This window comes from Kitasatospora sp. NPDC022856 (assembly GCF_055561235.1).
Genome location: NZ_JBVHHE010000011.1, coordinates 263,410 through 278,592 on the forward strand (window position 1 = coordinate 263,410; position 15,183 = coordinate 278,592).

16 protein-coding genes are annotated in these 15,183 nt (G+C 72.1%); 6 read left to right on the plus strand and 10 right to left on the minus strand.

Going from position 1 to position 15,183, the window contains the following annotated elements; all coding sequences use genetic code 11:
- Window positions 1-27: 27 nt before the first annotated feature.
- Window positions 28-951 (minus strand): sirohydrochlorin chelatase family protein, encoded by a 924-nt coding sequence (locus ACZ34W_RS16680; protein ID WP_465604666.1) that lies wholly within the window; start codon window positions 949-951, stop codon window positions 28-30.
- Between the two features lie 514 nt (window positions 952-1,465).
- Between ACZ34W_RS16680 and ACZ34W_RS16685 the strand changes: the two genes are divergently transcribed.
- Window positions 1,466-1,711 carry a DUF397 domain-containing protein gene (locus tag ACZ34W_RS16685; RefSeq protein ID WP_329490764.1) on the plus strand — a complete coding sequence of 82 codons (246 nt, stop codon included), beginning with the start codon at window positions 1,466-1,468 and terminating at the stop codon, window positions 1,709-1,711.
- Between the two features lie 329 nt (window positions 1,712-2,040).
- On the opposite strand, the gene ACZ34W_RS16690 is transcribed toward ACZ34W_RS16685, so the two are convergent.
- A complete protein-coding gene (locus ACZ34W_RS16690) occupies window positions 2,041-2,562 on the minus strand; it encodes an ATP-binding protein (protein ID WP_465604669.1) in 522 nt (173 codons plus the stop codon).
- A 417-nt stretch (window positions 2,563-2,979) separates the two neighbouring features.
- Between ACZ34W_RS16690 and ACZ34W_RS16695 the strand changes: the two genes are divergently transcribed.
- The gene (locus ACZ34W_RS16695) at window positions 2,980-3,846 is read left to right on the plus strand and encodes a helix-turn-helix domain-containing protein (RefSeq protein WP_329490766.1); all 867 of its coding nucleotides are present in this window, start codon (window positions 2,980-2,982) and stop codon (window positions 3,844-3,846) included.
- Window positions 3,847-3,891: 45 nt separating this feature from the next.
- Here ACZ34W_RS16695 and ACZ34W_RS16700 read toward each other — a convergent pair whose 3' ends face one another.
- Together ACZ34W_RS16700 and ACZ34W_RS16705 are read right to left on the minus strand one after the other, a co-directional pair.
- The gene (locus ACZ34W_RS16700) at window positions 3,892-4,497 is read right to left on the minus strand and encodes a TetR/AcrR family transcriptional regulator (protein ID WP_465604674.1); all 606 of its coding nucleotides are present in this window, start codon (window positions 4,495-4,497) and stop codon (window positions 3,892-3,894) included.
- A 221-nt stretch (window positions 4,498-4,718) separates the two neighbouring features.
- Window positions 4,719-6,233 carry an MFS transporter gene (locus ACZ34W_RS16705; protein WP_329490768.1) on the minus strand — a complete coding sequence of 505 codons (1,515 nt, stop codon included), beginning with the start codon at window positions 6,231-6,233 and terminating at the stop codon, window positions 4,719-4,721.
- Between the two features lie 87 nt (window positions 6,234-6,320).
- On the opposite strand from ACZ34W_RS16705, the gene ACZ34W_RS16710 reads away from it, so the two are divergent.
- Window positions 6,321-6,764, plus strand: coding sequence for a MarR family winged helix-turn-helix transcriptional regulator (locus tag ACZ34W_RS16710; protein ID WP_465604678.1), 444 nt, complete (start codon window positions 6,321-6,323; stop codon window positions 6,762-6,764).
- Window positions 6,765-6,813: 49 nt separating this feature from the next.
- Here the strand turns inward: ACZ34W_RS16710 and ACZ34W_RS16715 are convergent, their stop codons facing one another.
- From ACZ34W_RS16715 to ACZ34W_RS16740, 6 genes are all read right to left on the minus strand, one after another.
- On the minus strand, window positions 6,814-7,761 hold the full coding sequence (locus ACZ34W_RS16715; RefSeq protein ID WP_465604681.1) for a M56 family metallopeptidase: 948 nt from the start codon (window positions 7,759-7,761) through the stop codon (window positions 6,814-6,816).
- 132 nt (window positions 7,762-7,893) lie between these two features.
- Entirely contained in the window at window positions 7,894-8,457 is a 564-nt protein-coding gene (locus tag ACZ34W_RS16720; RefSeq protein WP_465604684.1) for a DUF5134 domain-containing protein, read from the minus strand.
- A gap of 203 nt (window positions 8,458-8,660) precedes the next feature.
- On the minus strand, window positions 8,661-9,419 hold the full coding sequence (locus tag ACZ34W_RS16725) for an amino acid ABC transporter ATP-binding protein (protein ID WP_465604687.1): 759 nt from the start codon (window positions 9,417-9,419) through the stop codon (window positions 8,661-8,663).
- Window positions 9,416-10,366, minus strand: coding sequence for an amino acid ABC transporter permease (locus ACZ34W_RS16730; RefSeq protein WP_329490773.1), 951 nt, complete (start codon window positions 10,364-10,366; stop codon window positions 9,416-9,418). Before ACZ34W_RS16730 ends, ACZ34W_RS16725 begins: the two co-directional genes overlap by 4 nt.
- An 11-nt stretch (window positions 10,367-10,377) precedes the next feature.
- A complete protein-coding gene (locus tag ACZ34W_RS16735; RefSeq protein ID WP_465604691.1) occupies window positions 10,378-11,259 on the minus strand; it encodes an ABC transporter substrate-binding protein in 882 nt (293 codons plus the stop codon).
- 164 nt (window positions 11,260-11,423) lie between these two features.
- Window positions 11,424-11,579, minus strand: coding sequence for a putative leader peptide (locus ACZ34W_RS16740; protein WP_380390010.1), 156 nt, complete (start codon window positions 11,577-11,579; stop codon window positions 11,424-11,426).
- Between the two features lie 123 nt (window positions 11,580-11,702).
- Between ACZ34W_RS16740 and ACZ34W_RS16745 the strand changes: the two genes are divergently transcribed.
- From ACZ34W_RS16745 to ACZ34W_RS16755, 3 genes are read left to right on the plus strand one after another with little or no spacing between them, the layout of a single operon-like run.
- Window positions 11,703-13,103, plus strand: coding sequence for a DUF6421 family protein (locus ACZ34W_RS16745; protein WP_465604695.1), 1,401 nt, complete (start codon window positions 11,703-11,705; stop codon window positions 13,101-13,103).
- The gene (locus tag ACZ34W_RS16750; RefSeq protein ID WP_329490779.1) at window positions 13,100-13,846 is read left to right on the plus strand and encodes an SDR family NAD(P)-dependent oxidoreductase; all 747 of its coding nucleotides are present in this window, start codon (window positions 13,100-13,102) and stop codon (window positions 13,844-13,846) included. Before ACZ34W_RS16745 ends, ACZ34W_RS16750 begins: the two co-directional genes overlap by 4 nt.
- Complete coding sequence (locus tag ACZ34W_RS16755) at window positions 13,843-14,919, plus strand: threonine aldolase family protein (protein ID WP_329490780.1); 1,077 nt, start codon at window positions 13,843-13,845, stop codon at window positions 14,917-14,919. The genes ACZ34W_RS16750 and ACZ34W_RS16755 overlap by 4 nt, the downstream gene beginning before the upstream one ends.
- Window positions 14,920-15,183: the final 264 nt, after the last annotated feature.

The window sequence follows — 15,183 nt, forward strand, 5'->3', positions numbered from 1 at the left end:
GGGCCCTTCGGCGTTCGTGGTCCGCTACTACTCGGCGGCGGCCTCCCCGGCCTCCTGGGCAGCGGCCTCCTCGGCGGCGGCCTGCGCGGCGAACGCCTCGGGGGCGACGGCCGGCAGCACGGCGAGGTAGGTAGCGGCGATCAGCTGGCCCACCGTGGGGTAGGCGCCGAGCGGCGCGGCGCTCGGGCAGCCGGTCTCCTCGGCGGCCGTGGCGAGCAGCTCGGAGTCGGCCTCCGGGCCGATCACCAGCGGGGCCAGCGCGGGGCGCTGGGAGCCGGTCTCCTTGAGGTGCGCGACGGCGGCGGCCACCGAGCCGGGCACGTCGAGCGCGGCGGGCACGACCGGCACCGCGAGGCGGGCGGCCAGCAGCACACCGGTGATCCCGGCCGCCGCGGCGGCCTCCTCGCCACCGACGGTGGTGAGGACGACGCCGTCCGCGGCCGTCGCGATGGCGAACAGCCGGGCCCGGTCGGCGCGGGCCAGCCCCGCCTCGGAGAGCCGGACGTGGACGGCCTCGGCGAGCAGCGGGTGCGGGCCGAGGACATCGGTGACGTGGGCGCCGTACTCGGCGGCCAGCGCGTGCAGTTCGGTCAGGAAACCGTGCGGGCCGGGGACCAGCGGCACCACGACCGGGGCGGGCAGGCCCGACTCGGCGGCGTGCGCCAGCAGTTCGGCGACGGAGTACTCGTCACGGCCGGGGGCGCTCCCGCCCGCGCCGCTGTCGAGGTAACCGGCCGCGGTCTGCACGCCGTTCTGCTCGCTGCGTACGATCGACAGCAGTTCCTCGACCACGGACCGGGACTCCGGCCCGGCGGTCGCGGGCACCGCGAGCACCAGGGCCGGGGATCCGGCCGGGATCTCGGGGCGCTCGGGGCGTCGGTGGCGCCCCCGCGCACGGGAGCCTGGGGTGCGGACGGGCAGTGGCGCGCCCGGGATGGCTGCGGTGCTCATGGCGGAGATCGTAGGACATCCCCCGGCCAACGCTGCAGTCGGCTGCCGTACCGGGAGGGGCGGGGTGCCCGAAATTCGGACATACCGTGATCAATCCCTATGTGGCTACCACTTCTGCCTGAGACGTGACAGGAGGTGCCGCGCGTTGCGGCGGTGGCGCGTGAGATGTCTCACAGCATACGGACGGTCTGACGGAGGGTCACGGCGGTGCGACTCCGGGCGCCCGAAGATCAACATTCAGCGGGTGGCCGCCTACGGGCGGTTATCGGAGTCTTCCCGATTGCCCCGGATATGTCCGCTTACGTTCCCTCAGGTGTCGAGGCGGTGAAGAGTTCCGATTTGTCGACGAAAGGCCCGTGCACCTGCAACGTCCCGTGCTGATGCACGTGCACTGGAGCTATCATCACGTCAAGTGAGGCGTTGTGCCGGGCCGGTACGGGGCCGGCCCAGTCGTTCGGCTGCGAGCCGGGGCGCCGAGCTGGACGACTACTCCGGAGCTCTTCGGGAGATTTCTATGCACGACAGGTACGACACGTACAACGGGATGGCGGCTGCGGACCTCAAGGACGTGGTCTGGCAGAAGAGCCTCCACAGCAACTCCCAGGGCAACTGCGTCGAGTTCGCCGCGCTCCCGGGGGGCGACGTGGCGATGCGCAACTCGCGCTTTCCCGATGGTCCGGCACTGATCTACACCCGGGCCGAGATCGCGGCGCTGCTGCTGGGCGCCAAGGACGGGGAGTTCGACCACCTGGCGGTCTGACCGTTTCGTCTTCTTCGCCATCGGGGGGCCGTCGTGGGTGCTGACACCACGACGGCCTTTGTCTTCTCCGCCCGGCCGCCCCGTGGTGGGCGTCGTGAGCGGGTGCCGCCGGTGCGGCCGTCGTTCCGGGGGGCTGTCGCCGGGCGATCGCGCGACCGGCTGCCGTCGACCGGTCGCCGTCGGGTCGGGGCTCGCGGGCGGGCCGCTGCGGACGGGGCGCCGCACGTCTGCGGCCAGGAGCGTGCGCGGCCGCGGATCGGGAGCGGTGCCGTCCTCCCGGTGCCGCACCCCGGGAGCGGCGCCGTCCTCCCGCCGGCCGCGGCGCACGGCTAGACCGAGCGGCGGTGCCGCCCGCCGAGCTCCGCCAGCGCGCCGGCCTCGGGCTCGAACAGTGCCCAGACCACCTTGCCGCCGCCCAGCGGGTGCCAGCCCCAGGACCGGCTGAACGAGTCCACCAGGTGCAGCCCACGACCCGATTCGGCGACGAAGTCCGCCTCCCGGGCCACCGGCCCGGTGCTGCTGGGGTCGCTGACCGCGCAGACCACCTGCGGTGCGCGGTGCACCAGGCTTATTCGGATCGGTAGCCGCCCCTCGGGAGCGGGCTGGGTGGGAAAGTCGTAGTCGTCGAGCGCGCCGCCCGTCGCACCTGGGCACGCGCCGATGGCGTGCCGCAGGGCGTTGGTCACCAGTTCCGAGGCCACCAGCGCGACGTCGTCGAACAGTTCGCCCAGTCCCCAGCGCTGAAGAGCGGTCCTGGCGAAGTCGCGCGCGGTTCTGACGGCTTCGTAGCGAGGGGCGAGCGTACAGGTGACCACATGGGGATCGACTGCCAAGGCCGTACCGGTGCTCATGAAGAGCTCCTCCCATAAGGGGGCGGACACGGCTGGACCCGCCGGGGTCATGCCGGTCACCTCCGACTCGCTAGGCCGCGCGGCCGACCCCTCGACCAGTCGCGCGCGCACACGAAGGCCCGGTGGCGCGAGGGCGCTGCCGGGCTGGTGCGCGGAGTCGCGCGTGGGGTCGACGCGGAGCCCGCGGGATTGCCAGGGATGTGCAGGTGCACGTGCACCATCGTCCTCTGCGCTCACTGCAGATGCAAGAGTCGATTCACGTGCAGTCGTTCAAATGGCATATGCAAGCGCCGAATGCACGTGCATCCTGGTGTGAGGAGTGCAGAACTGATAGGAACATCCGTCAGTATCGGCACCGTGAGCGCTCAACTGATGGCAGACTGTGCGCTGTTTGCCCTAGGTGGAGGTTTCGACCGCATGACCACAGTTCAGCCGGGCGGCGGCTCGATGGTCCGCCGGATCCTCCTCGGCTCCCAGCTGCGCCGCCTCCGTGAGGCGCGCGGCATCACCCGCGAGGACGCGGGCTATGCGATCCGCGCCTCCGAGTCGAAGATCAGCCGCATGGAGCTCGGCCGCGTCAGCTTCAAGGAGCGCGACGTCGCCGATCTGCTCAGCCTCTACGGCGTGGACGACGGCGGTGAGCGCGAGGCCCTGCTCGGCCTGGTCCGGGAGGCCAACAAGTCGGGCTGGTGGCACAGCTTCAACGACGTGCTGCCGGGCTGGTTCCAGACCTATGTCGGCCTGGAGGAGGCCGCCGCACTGATCCGCACCTACGAGGTCCAGTTCATCCCCGGCCTGCTGCAGTCCGAGGAGTACGCACGGGCGGTTTTCGGTCAGAGTCGTCCGGTGATCAGCGAGGACGAGGTCGAGCGGCGGGTGAGCCTGCGGCTGCGCCGCCAGAAGCTGCTCGCCGAGGGCAGCAGCCCCCGGCTCTGGGCGGTCATCGACGAGGCGGCCCTGCGCCGGCCGGTCGGCGGCCCCAAGGTGATGCGCGGTCAGGTGCAGTACCTGATCGACGTCGCCGAGCAGGCCAACGTGGTGATCCAGGTGATGCCGTTCCGCTTCGGCGCCCACGCCGGGGAGTCCGGGGCGTTCACGATCCTGCGCTTCCCCGAGCAGGACCTCGCCGACGTGGTGTACCTGGAGCAGCTCACCAGCGCGCTCTACCTCGACAAGCGCGACGACGTCGACGCGTACATCCAGGTCATGGAGCGGCTCTGCGTCGACAGCCTGACGCCGGAGCGCACCATCGACCTGCTGGCGTCGATCCTCAAGGAGCGCTGACCCGGCCCGGGCGACCGGGCACCGAACGGCCGCCGGCCGCCGCGTTCACCCGCGGGCCGGCGGCCGTTCGCGTTCCGGCGGCTGCGGCTGCGGGGGGAGGCCGAGCGGCCACTCCAGGCCGTAGCGGCCGAACAGGTCGGCGCGGATCAGCGCCAGCGGCAGTTCGGCACCCGGCAGCAGCACCCCGATGCAGCCGCCCATCAGCGCGCTGCGCAGCACCGCGTGCTCGGCGAGCGGGTCGGGCGCGCCCCAGTCGCGCAGCAGCCCCTGGAGGATCGCGCCGAGCTGCCGCTGCTCCGGGTCCTGGACGAAGGCGCCGGTGTCCGGGTCCAGGATGAGCGCGAGGTGCGAGCGCATCACCCGGGGGTGGTCCATCGCCAGCCCCAGCACGGTGTCGATCGCGCGGGCCAGCCGGGCCTCCGGCGAGGAGCCGGGTTCCATCGCGTCCAGGGCGGCCGACAGCGCCAGGTGCATCATCCGGTGGGTCGCCGACTGCATCAGCAGCCGTTTGCCGTCGAAGTAGTACGAGAGCAGGCCGCGGGCGAGGCCGGCCCGCTCGGCGATGTCGGTCAGCGTGGTGCCCGCGTAGCCGTGCTCGTCGACGAGTTCGACGGTGGCGCGCATGATGCGCCGGCGGGAGCGTTGACGCATTTCCTCATTGACCGAATCCCCGCGAGGTGCCATCGTGTCTGCTCCGTACGTTCGTTGGCTCCTGGCCAATATACTGGCGGCGCGAGCCGCCGATCCGTGGAACCCCGCACTTGGGCGGGACTGCGGGGATCGGCTCGTACGGACGCGCCGGCTCCACCGACACGGGGGTTTGGTGGAGCCGGCGCGTACCTGAGGTCGAGGACGGGGCCGGGCTGATGGGGTCAGCTCTTGGTCAGGACCTCGTCCCGCCGGTCGGCCAGGTCGACGGACGGATAATCATAGTCCGGGACGGACACGGGAGTTGACCGCTTGCGCCGGTCGAGCACGGCGCCCGCGGTGGCGATCAGGAAGCCCAGCGCGGCGATCCCGGTGATGAGGACCAGGGCGGGCCGGTAGCCGTCCAGCTGGGCCTGGGCACCGTCCCCTCCGCCACTGCCCGCGGTGATCATCGCGGTGGCCCCGGCGAGCACCACGGCCGTACCGACCTGGATCGCGGTGTTGACCAGCCCGGAGGCCAGGCCCTGCTCCTCGTCGCCCACGCCGTCGGTGGCGGCGATGTTCACCGAGGGGAAGGCCAGGGCGAAGCCGACGCCCAGCAGGATCATCGACGGCAGCACCAGGGTGAGGTACGAGCTGTGCTCGTCCAGCCGCAGGAACAGCGCGAAGGCGGCGGTCAGGGCGAGCAGGCCGATCGGCAGCAGCCGGCCGGTGCCGAAGCGGTCCACGATCGGGCCCATGAACGGGGCCGACAGCGCGATGAAGGCACCGGCCGGGAGCAGTCCGAGCGCCATCTGCAGGGCCGACCAGCCGAGCAGGTGCTGGAGGTAGAGGGTGACCACGAACTGGAAGCCGCCGTAGGCGCCGGTCATGGTGAAGGCGATCACGTTGGCCCGGGCGACCGAGCCGTTGCGGAAGATGCCGAGCCGGACCAGCGGGTGGGCGGTGCGGCTCTCGGTGACCAGGAAGGCGGCGGCCAGGGCGGCGACCACGACGAGCGAGCCGAGGGTGCGCAGGCTCAGCCAGCCGGCGCCCTGCGCCTCGGTGACGGTGAAGACCAGGAGCAGCACGGTGAGCGTGCCGGTGATCGCGCCGAGCACGTCGTACCCGCCCTTGGCCCGCTCCTCGACCGGGCGGGGGAGCAGCCGGATCGCGAAGAGCAGGGCCAGCAGGGCGACCGGGACGGGCATCAGGAAGGTCCAGCGCCAGCCGACCGAGGTGAGCAGGCCGCTGAGCACCAGGCCGAGCGAGAAGCCGCTGGCGCCGCAGGTGGTGTAGATGGAGAGTGCCCGGTTGCGGGCCGGGCCCTCCGCGAACGTGGTGGTGATGATCGACAGGCCGGCGGGCGCGGTGAAGGCCGCGCTGACGCCCTTGAGGAAGCGGGCGGCGATCAGCAGGCCGCCGTCGTCGACCAGGCCGCCGAGCAGTGAGGCGCCCGCGAAGACGCCGAGGGCGACCAGGAACACCCGGCGCCGGCCGAGCAGGTCGGCGGCGCGCCCGCCGAGCAGCAGCAGCCCGCCGTAGCCGAGGACGTAGCCGGAGACCACCCATTGCAGCGCGGAGGTGGAGAGGTGGAGTTCGGAGCCGATGGACGGGAGGGCGACGCCGACCATGGAGACGTCGAGGGCGTCCAGGAACATCGCGGCACAGAGCACGATCAGGGTGCCCCAGAGGCGGGGGGTCCAGCGCAGCCCGGAGGCTGACGGGTCGTCGGTTGCGGGGACGGTCGCGGTGGTCATGGGGAGGACACTACATGCACGTGCATTCATTGCAAGTGAATTTAATGCGGTCACATAAGTTTCATGTGCACGTGGTACTGTGGCCGGGTGGCTGAACTCGACTCTCCGGCGGAGGCAGGTCTGGTCGCCGAATGGCGAGACCTGCTGGCCCGCCATGCCGCGACGTCCTGTGCGCTCGATCGCGAGCTGGGTGAGAAGTACGACCTGGGCGTGAGCGAGTTCGAGGTGCTGGAGCGCCTGGTCGAGGAGCGCGACAGCGCGGTCGGCCACCAGCTGCGGGTCCAGGAGCTGGCCGACACCGTCCATCTGAGCCAGAGCGCTCTCTCGCGGCTGATCGGCCGGCTGGAGAAGGCCGGGCTGGTGACGCGTGCGATGTGCCCCAACGACCGGCGCGGCATCCAGGTGGCGCTCACCGAGGCCGGCTGCCGGCGCTACGCCGAGGCCCGGCCGCTGCACCGCGAGGTGCTCGCGCGCACGCTCGGCTCCCCGGTCTCTCCCGGCACCCCTTGCGGGGAGCCGGCGTCGGCCTGACGCTCCGTCACCGGTCCGCCGAGGGCGGGTCGGTAGGCCCGCGCCGGAATCAGAACAGGGTCGAGAGTCCCGGTGCGGCGGCCAGCAGGACGGCGGCGGCCGGCGCGGCGAGCGCGGCCAGGGTGAGCCGCAGCCGGTGGGTGACGGGCAGCCGGGGCCGCCCGGCGAGCAGCCGGTCCACCCGCTTCGGGGACTGCGCCAGCCCCGGCGGGCAGGAGCCGAACACCCCGCGGTCCAGGTTGAGTTCGGCCAGCGCCACGGCGGTGGTGTGCCGCCCGTGCCGGCGGGCCGCCCGGTCGTCCGCGGCCAGCTCCACGAGTTCGCCCACCTGGTCCCGGAAGGCGCTGAACACGCCGACCCCGGGGAAGCCCGAGGCGAGGGCCTGCGAGCACTGCGACAGCCAGTGGTGCCGGGCCCGGACGTGTCCGCGCTCATGGCTCAGCACTGCGGCCAACTCCCGGTCCGTCAGCTGCTGGAGGGCTCCGGTGGTGACCACCAGCCGGGAGTTGTGGCCGGGCAGCGACCAGGCCTCCGGGCGGACGTTCTCCAGCACCACCAGCCGCTCCCGGCGGTGCTTCAGGGTGTCGATGGACCCCGGCAACTCGGGAGCCCTGCTCGCCAGTTGGGCGTGCCGCCGATTGCGCAGGGCCTTCGCCGAGCGGACTTCGCGGGTCAGTGCCAGCACGGTCTGCACGCCGCCCGCCGCCAGGACCGCGGCACAGAGCCGCCCCCAGCCCTCGGCGTCCTGGAGCGCGTACGCGGCCTCCACGCCGTGCGGCGCGCCGGTGAAGAGCAGTTCCCGCAGCTCCGGCAGGGCGGCCGAGGCGGCCAGGACCAGGCTCAGGGCGCAGCACAGCAGGACGGCGACCACCAGGCACTGCCAGACCAGCAGGGCCAGCACGGGTTCGCGCTCGGCCCAGCGGGCCCGGGCCAGCAGCCGGGGCGCCACGGTCGAGAGCAGCAGTCCGAGCAGCAGCAGGCCGAGCAGGGCCGTCATGGCATGGGCTCCCCGAGTACGCACGGAACGCGACAGCGCGCTCCTTGCCAACCTAAGCGCTGTCGGCGTCCGGAGGAACGGCTTTCGGCCACCCAGTGACCAACGCCACGCCCCGGGCCGCACGGGCCGCTCTCACATCGTCAGGAGCATGGCGAACATGCCCAGGCCCATCGCCAGTCGGCAGGCCCGGGGCAGCCCGGCGGTGCGCAGGCTCCCGGACACCCGGCCGCCCGGTGCGGCCAGCAGGTGGCTGCCGGCCCAGAGCGAGTAGCCGCCGAAGTAGAGCAGCAGCGCGCCGGTCAGCAGCGGGGCCCCGGCGCTCGCGCCGTGGTGATGGCCGTGGGCCGGCGCGGCCGCCATCGCGAGCGCCATGTACGTCATCGCCAGTCCGCCGACCGCGTGGTGCAGCCGGTGGCCGCGCCCGGTCCGGTCGCGGGCGGCGGCCAGCAGGAAGAGCACCGCGGGGAAGCCGAACAGCCAGACCCAGAGCACGGCAGGGACGGCGGCCCCGGCGAGGGCCATGGCCGCCATCCCGAGCCCCATCAGGGCCTCGGCGGCGTCCGACTCGTGGGCATGGCCGCGGCCCGCCCCGGCGTCCGCCGCGCACGGGGTGCGGCCCAGGCGGCTGAGGCAGTAGGCGCCGGACGTGGCGGTGAGGGCGGCCAGCAGCCAGCTGACCAGCACGGGACCGTGCAACGGCGGCCTCCCGGAGAACGCGGACAGACGTGCTGTCCACGATCACCGGTCGAAGCCGCGCGCAGCAGGGCGCGAACGGGGGCGCATGGGAGTGACGGGCGGAGTGATTCCTCGGGAGGCACCCCCGAGGCGCCTGGGTGCACTAACCCGTTCGAGCGACGCCGGTTCGTTCGGTCGGCGACCTGCCGGCCGAGCGCCGGGGCTTACGGCGCCAGTCGTCCGGAGGCGACCACCCGGCTCAGGAACCGCCTGGTCCGGGCGTGCTGCGGATCGCCGAACACCTGCTCCGGCGGGCCCTGTTCGAGCACCACCCCGGACTCCAGGAAGCAGACCTGGTCCGCCACCTCACGGGCGAAGCCCATCTCGTGGGTGGAGACGACCATCGTCATGCCCCGCTCCTTGAGGTCCCGCACCACCGCGAGCACCTCGCCGACCAGCACCGGGTCGAGCGCGGCGGTGATCTCGTCGAGCAGCAGCAGCCGGGGCCCGGTGGCCAGCGCGCGGACGATGGCGACCCGCTGCTGCTGCCCGCCGGAGAGCCGGTCCGGGTACTCCCGGGCCTTGGCCGCGAGACCCAGCCGGTCCAGCAGCTCCAGCGCCTCGGCCTCGGCCTCGGCCCGGCCACGCCGGTGCACCCGGCGCGGCGCCAGCGTGACGTTCTCCAGCACCGTCATGTGCGGGAACAGGTTGTACGCCTGGAACACCACACCGATCCGGCGCCGGACGGCGTCCTCGTCGGTGCGCGGATCGGTGATCTCCGCGCCGTCCAGGAAGATCGCGCCGTCGTCGATCCGCTCCAGCAGGTTGGCGCACCGCATCAGGGTGGACTTGCCGGAGCCGGACGCGCCGATCAACGCCGTCACGGTGTGCTCGGGCACGGTGAGGTCCACGTCGCGCAGGACCAGCTGGGAGCCGAAGCTCTTGCGCACCGACTCCAGTCGCAGGACCGGGTTGGTCGTCACACGGCACCTCCCTGGTGCTGACGGCGGTTCATCCGGCGGGACAGCCAGTCGGTGAACCGGGTGAGCGGCACGGTCAGCACGATGAAGACCAGCCCGGCCACCACGTACGGGGTGTAGTTGAACGACCGGCTGGCGATGATCTTGGCCGCGTACACCGCGTCGATCGCCCCGCCGATCGACACCAGGCCGGTGTCCTTCTGCAGGCTGACCAGGTTGTTCAGCAGCGGCGGCACCACCCGGCGGACCGCCTGCGGCAGCACCACGTGGCGCATCGCCTGCGCGTTGCTCAGCCCGAGCGAACGGGCGGCCGCCCGCTGGTCGGGGTGCACCGAGTCGATGCCGGCCCGGAAGACCTCGGAGACGTACGCGGAGTACGTCAGCACCAGCGCGGCGCCGCCGAGCAGCATCGGATCCGTGGTCACCCCGGTCAGCCGCAGCGCCGGCACGCCGGTGATCATGACGAGCAGACAGATGATCATCGGCAGGCCGAGGAAGAAGTCCACGTACGCCGTGGCCAGCAGCCGCACCGGCAGGAAGACCGGTCCGCGCAGCGTCCGCAGCACCGCCAGCAGCAGGCCGAGGAGCAGGATCAGCACCCCGCAGCCGAGCATCAGCTCCAGGTTGATCCGCAGGCCCCTGAGCACCTCCGGCAGCGCTCGGCGGGCGTAGTCGGCGTCGAAGAAGGCCTTCCGGGTGGCCGCCCAGCCGGGGGAGTTGACCACCAGCAGGGAGAGCGCCGCGGCGGTCACCAGGGTCGACGCCCCGGCGATCAGCGCGGCCCGGCGGCTGCGGCCGCGCCGGTACGCCTCGTGCGCCAGCCGCCGCGCGGACGGGCGGTAGCCGTCGTCCGGCGCCGGCCCGGGCGGGTCCGTCCGCCGGCGCCGGAGCAGCCCGGTGCCGCTCCCGCCGCCGGCCTTGCGGGGACCGGCCCCGGCCTCGGTGCTCATCGGGGCCCCGCTCACTTCAGGACGGGTGCGGAGACGGCGTCGGAGAGCCACTGCTTCTCCAGCTTCGCCAGCACGCCCTCGGCCCGCAGGGCGTCCACCGCCCGCGTGACGCACCCGGTGAGCCGGGAGCCCTTGTCCAGCACCAGTCCGAACTGCTCGCCCCGCGCCGCCCCTTCGAACTGCCCGACCACCTGGGCATCCGTCACCTCGGCACCGGTGATGTAGAACGCCGTCGGCAGGTCCACCACCAGGGCCTCGATCTGGCCGTTCCGCAGTGCGGCCTTCGCCAGGTCGTTGGAGTCGAACACGGCCGGCTGCACGGTCGGCCGGATGGTGTCGGTGACGACCTCCAGACTGGTGGTGCCCACCTGCGCGCCCAGCTTGGCGCCCTTCAGGTCGGCGACGCTCTTCGCCCCGGCCGCCCTGGAGTTCTTCAGCGCGATCACCGCCTGCCGCACGTCGTAGTAGCCGGAGGAGAAGTCGACGGCCTGCTTGCGCTCGTCACTGATCGACACCTGGTTGATGTCGAAGTCGAAGTCCTTGGCGCCCGGGGTGGTGGCCTTGCCGAACGGCGCCGCCACCCATGTCACCTTCTCCTTCGGGTAGCCGAGCTTCTCGGCCACGGCGTACGCCACCGCCGACTCGAAGCCCTTGCCGTTCTCCGGCTTGTCGTCCGTGAACCAGGGGTCGTAGGCGGGCTGGTCGGTCCCGATCGTCAGCGTTCCCGCGGCGCGGGTGCCCAGCGCACCCGGCGCGCAGCCGTCGGCCGTCCCCGGGGCACTCGCGGCGGCGCCCGTGCCGGACGCGTCGGACGCGGAGTCCTGCGGCGCGCACGCGGTCAGCGCGGCGGCGGTGACCAGCAGGGCGGCGAACGGCTTGCGGAGGGAGGTCATGGCGGGGCTCCTGGAAAGAGGGACCGGAAAGAGCGGGGAGCGAGCGGCGCGGGGGCGCGGGCCGGGCCGGCACCCCGGCGGGTCACTTCCCCCCGGTGGCGGCGCCGGAACACAGGCGGCATGGTCGGCGTACGGGGCCGCGTCCGCGGCGCCCCCGAGCCGGATCAGCGGCAGCGGCAGAGACCGCGCGCACAACAGCTGGAAGACACCCGGAGCAGGTCGATGTGGCGTCGCGCCACCAGGATCACCGCCGGGAGCATGGCGGGAGGTTCGCATCCCCACGGCGCGGCTGTCCAGAACATCCAGATGACCGTCCACATGCCGGACAAGCGGTTTCGGAGCCCCGAACCGGGAGAATCGACGGCAGGGCCCCCCTTGAACAGGAGAACCTGTCGTACTTATGGTGGTCCTGTTGAAATACCTCCTGTCGAAGTGAGTCCACGATGCAGAATCTTTCGCCAAGGCTCGCTGTGGCGGCCGACGCCCCGGTCTCGACCCACGCCGGCCACCCGGCCTGGCTCCGTCTGAAGGACGCGGTCGAGGCCCTGCGCCCGCTGCAGTCCAAGGACGGCTCGATCGACCTGTCCGCCGTGCAGCGGCACACGGTCGACCCGCTGGTCGCCACGGTCCGCAGTGCGATCGCGGAACTCGCCCCGCTCTTCCCGCACGACGCCGCCTACCTCGCCGCCGTCGACGCGGACCTGGCCAAGTGGGCCGACACCGGCTACCGGGAGCCCGACTTCCTGGACTCGCTGCTCGCCTTCCAGCCCGCCGACCAGCGCGAGGACGGCCTGGAGCACCTGGTCGTCTTCGCGATGTACACCCAGAACGGCAACCCGAACCGCAACCTGGAAGCCGTCCTGCTGCGCGTGGTCTGGCCGGACTGGCTGGCCGAGCTGGAGCGCACCCGCTTCGACAACCCGATGTTCGTGCCGATCACCTTCACCGACTTCACGGCCGGCTACGACACCAACTCCGCCGTCCTGTTCCCCGAGACCGTGGCCGTGCGCAAGGCGCCGGAGCGCTTCACCTGGGGCGGCATCTTCTGCGACCGCGAGGCCGCCCGCTTCCGCGCCGTCACCACCAGCGCCGTCCGGCAGCTCGGCCTGGAGATCCCGGCCGACGCCGAGGGCCTGCTGGAGGACCAGGAGCGCGCCCAGCAGACCTTCGTGCTGTGGGACCTCGTCCACGACCGCACCCACAGCCACGGCGACCTGCCGTTCGACCCCTTCATGATCAAGCAGCGCAGCCCGTTCTGGATGTACGGCCTGGAGGAGCTCCGCTGCGACCTCACCGCCTTCAAGGAGGCCGTGAAGCTGCAGGCCGAGGGCTACGCCCAGGGCCGCGACGTCCAGTACGCCATCCTCTTCGACCGGATGTTCCGCTTCCCGGTCAGCGGTGACCGCGTGCGCAACTACGACGGCATGGGCGGCCAGCTGCTCTTCGCCTACCTGCACAAGCACGACGCGCTGCGCTGGCGCGACAACCGCCTGAGCATCGACTGGGAACGCGTCGCCGACGTGACCAACGCGCTCTGCGGCGAGATCGAGACCCTGTACCGCGACGGCATCGACCGCCCGAAGACGGCCCACTGGATCGCCGCCTACCAGCTGGTCTCCCGCTACCTCACCCCGCACCCCGCCTCCACCTGGGCGAAGGGCCCCGACGCGCTGCCGCTGGACACCGCCGACGGCAAGGCGCTCAACAAGGCCCTGTGCGACGCCGTCCACCCGGACGAGTTCCCGTTGAGCATGTTCTACGAGGCCCTCGCCAAGAAGCTCGGCGGCGTCATCGCCGCCACCACCGGCATCACCGGCGCCGGCATCCAGGAGGTCGCCGCGTGAGCACCCACCTCGAAGGCAAGGTCATCGCCGTCGCCGGAGCCAGCGGCCCGGCCGGCCAGGCCGTGCTGCGCCGGCTCGCCGCCGACGGCGCCACCGTGATCGGCGCCGACATCGACCCGCAGCGGCTGGAGAAGGCCCTCGACACCGTGCGCGGGGCAGTCCCCGGCGCCCGGGTCAGCGGCCAGGTCATCGACCTGCTCGACCCGCAGGAGGTCCACGACTGGGCCGACCACCTGGAGGCCGAGCACGGCCACGTCGACGGCCTGCTGCACCTGGTCGGCGGCTGGCGCGGCAGCAAGAAGTTCTTCGACACCCGGATCGACGACTGGGACTTCCTGCACGACACCGTGGTGCGCACGCTCCAGCACACCTCGCTCGCCTTCCAGCCCGCGCTGCTCCGCAGCGAGTCCGGCCGGTACGCGATGATCTCCGCCGCCGCCGCCCACAAGCCGACCGCCGGCGGCGCCGCCTACGCGGCGGCCAAGGCCGCCACCGAGGCGTGGACGCTCGCCATGGCGGACTCCTTCAAGAAGGAGACCACCGCCGAGGACGGCGAGCCCACCGCCGCGGCTGCGATCCTGGTGATCAAGGCGTTGGTCAGCCCCGAGATGCGGGCGGAGAAGCCGGACGCGAAGTTCGCCGGCTTCACCGACACGGCCGACCTCGCCACCGCCCTGGCGGGCCTCTGGGACCGCCCCGCAGCAGAACTGAACGGACAGCACCTGTGGCTGACAGCCCGATGACCGAACCGACCTCCACCGACGCGGTACGGCGGCACGACCCCGCCGTCCGGGGCTTCGCCAGCGACAACTACGCCGGCGTGCACCCGGAGGTCCTCGCCGCGATAGCGCTCGCCAACGGTGGCCACCAGGTCGCCTACGGCGAGGACGACTACACGGCCCACCTGCAGGACGTCTTCCGCCGCCACTTCGGCGAGCACGCCGAGGCGTACCCCGTCTTCAACGGCACCGGCGCCAACGTCGTCGCCCTGCAGGCGCTGCTCCCGCGCTGGGGCGCGGTCGTCGCGGCCGAGAGCGCCCACATCAACGTGGACGAGGGCGGCGCGCCGGAGAAGATGGGCGGCATCAAGCTGCTCACCGTCCCCACCCCGGACGGCAAGCTCACCCCCGAGCTCATCGACCAGCAGGCCTGGGGCTTCGGCGACGAGCACCGCGCGCAGCCGCTCGCGGTCTCGATCACCCAGAGCACCGAGCTCGGCACCCTCTACACGGTGGAGGAGATCCGGGCCATCGTCGACCACGCCCACCAGCTCGGCATGCTGGTGCACGTGGACGGTTCGCGGCTGGCGAACGCCGCCGCCTCGCTCGGCGTGCCGCTGCGCGCCTTCACCACCGACGTCGGCGTGGACGTGCTGTCGTACGGCGGGACGAAGAACGGGCTGCTCTTCGGCGAGGTCGTGGTGGTCCTGAACCCCGAGCGGGTCCGGAACATCAAGTACCTGCGCAAGACCTCGATGCAGCTGGCGTCGAAGATGCGCTTCGTGTCGGTCCAGTTCGAGGCGCTGCTCGCGGGCGACCTCTATCTCCGCAACGCCGGCCACGCCAACGCCATGGCCAGCCGGCTGGAGGCGGCCGTCCGCGGGATCGAGGGCGTGACCGTCGTCCGCCCGGTCGAGGCCAACGCGGTGTTCGCGATTCTCCCGCGCGAGGTCAGCGAGCGACTGCAGAAGCGTTACCGCTTCTACTTCTGGAACGAGCACACCGGCGAGGTCCGCTGGATGTGTTCGTACGACACCACCGAGGCGGACATCGACGCCTTCGCGGCCGCCATCGCCGAGGAGATGGGCCGCGCCTGACGGTGCCGGTGACCGCGGATCGTCCCGTCCTGCGACAGCAGGGCGGGACGATTTGCATGTGGCGGGCCGGTCCCCGTACAGTTCCGGAGTCGCACCGAGAGGGGCGACGGAATGCGAATCCGATGAATGAAACTCCGGAAAACGGAGCGGAAAACATCTGATAAGATTCAAACACGAAAGAACGAAGCGCCCGGAGGGCCCGCTGGAAGGCGGTCCGAAGGAAGTGTCCGTTCCTTGAGAACTCAACAGCGTGCCAAAAGTCAA

Excerpts from the sequence above, each read along its gene's own strand:
- ACZ34W_RS16695 (WP_329490766.1), top strand. The coding sequence starts at position 2,980 with ATGACCACAGTTCAGCCGGGCGGCGGCTCGATGGTCCGCCGGATCCTC.
- ACZ34W_RS16700 (WP_465604674.1), bottom strand. The coding sequence starts at position 4,497 with ATGCGTCAACGCTCCCGCCGGCGCATCATGCGCGCCACCGTCGAACTC.
- ACZ34W_RS16680 (WP_465604666.1), bottom strand. The coding sequence starts at position 951 with ATGAGCACCGCAGCCATCCCGGGCGCGCCACTGCCCGTCCGCACCCCA.
- ACZ34W_RS16755 (WP_329490780.1), top strand. The coding sequence starts at position 13,843 with ATGACCGAACCGACCTCCACCGACGCGGTACGGCGGCACGACCCCGCC.
- ACZ34W_RS16705 (WP_329490768.1), bottom strand. The coding sequence starts at position 6,233 with ATGACCACCGCGACCGTCCCCGCAACCGACGACCCGTCAGCCTCCGGG.
- ACZ34W_RS16745 (WP_465604695.1), top strand. The coding sequence starts at position 11,703 with ATGCAGAATCTTTCGCCAAGGCTCGCTGTGGCGGCCGACGCCCCGGTC.
- ACZ34W_RS16715 (WP_465604681.1), bottom strand. The coding sequence starts at position 7,761 with ATGACGGCCCTGCTCGGCCTGCTGCTGCTCGGACTGCTGCTCTCGACC.
- ACZ34W_RS16735 (WP_465604691.1), bottom strand. The coding sequence starts at position 11,259 with ATGACCTCCCTCCGCAAGCCGTTCGCCGCCCTGCTGGTCACCGCCGCC.
- ACZ34W_RS16730 (WP_329490773.1), bottom strand. The coding sequence starts at position 10,366 with ATGAGCACCGAGGCCGGGGCCGGTCCCCGCAAGGCCGGCGGCGGGAGC.
- ACZ34W_RS16740 (WP_380390010.1), bottom strand. The coding sequence starts at position 11,579 with ATGTGGACGGTCATCTGGATGTTCTGGACAGCCGCGCCGTGGGGATGC.
- ACZ34W_RS16685 (WP_329490764.1), top strand. The coding sequence starts at position 1,466 with ATGCACGACAGGTACGACACGTACAACGGGATGGCGGCTGCGGACCTC.
- ACZ34W_RS16690 (WP_465604669.1), bottom strand. The coding sequence starts at position 2,562 with ATGAGCACCGGTACGGCCTTGGCAGTCGATCCCCATGTGGTCACCTGT.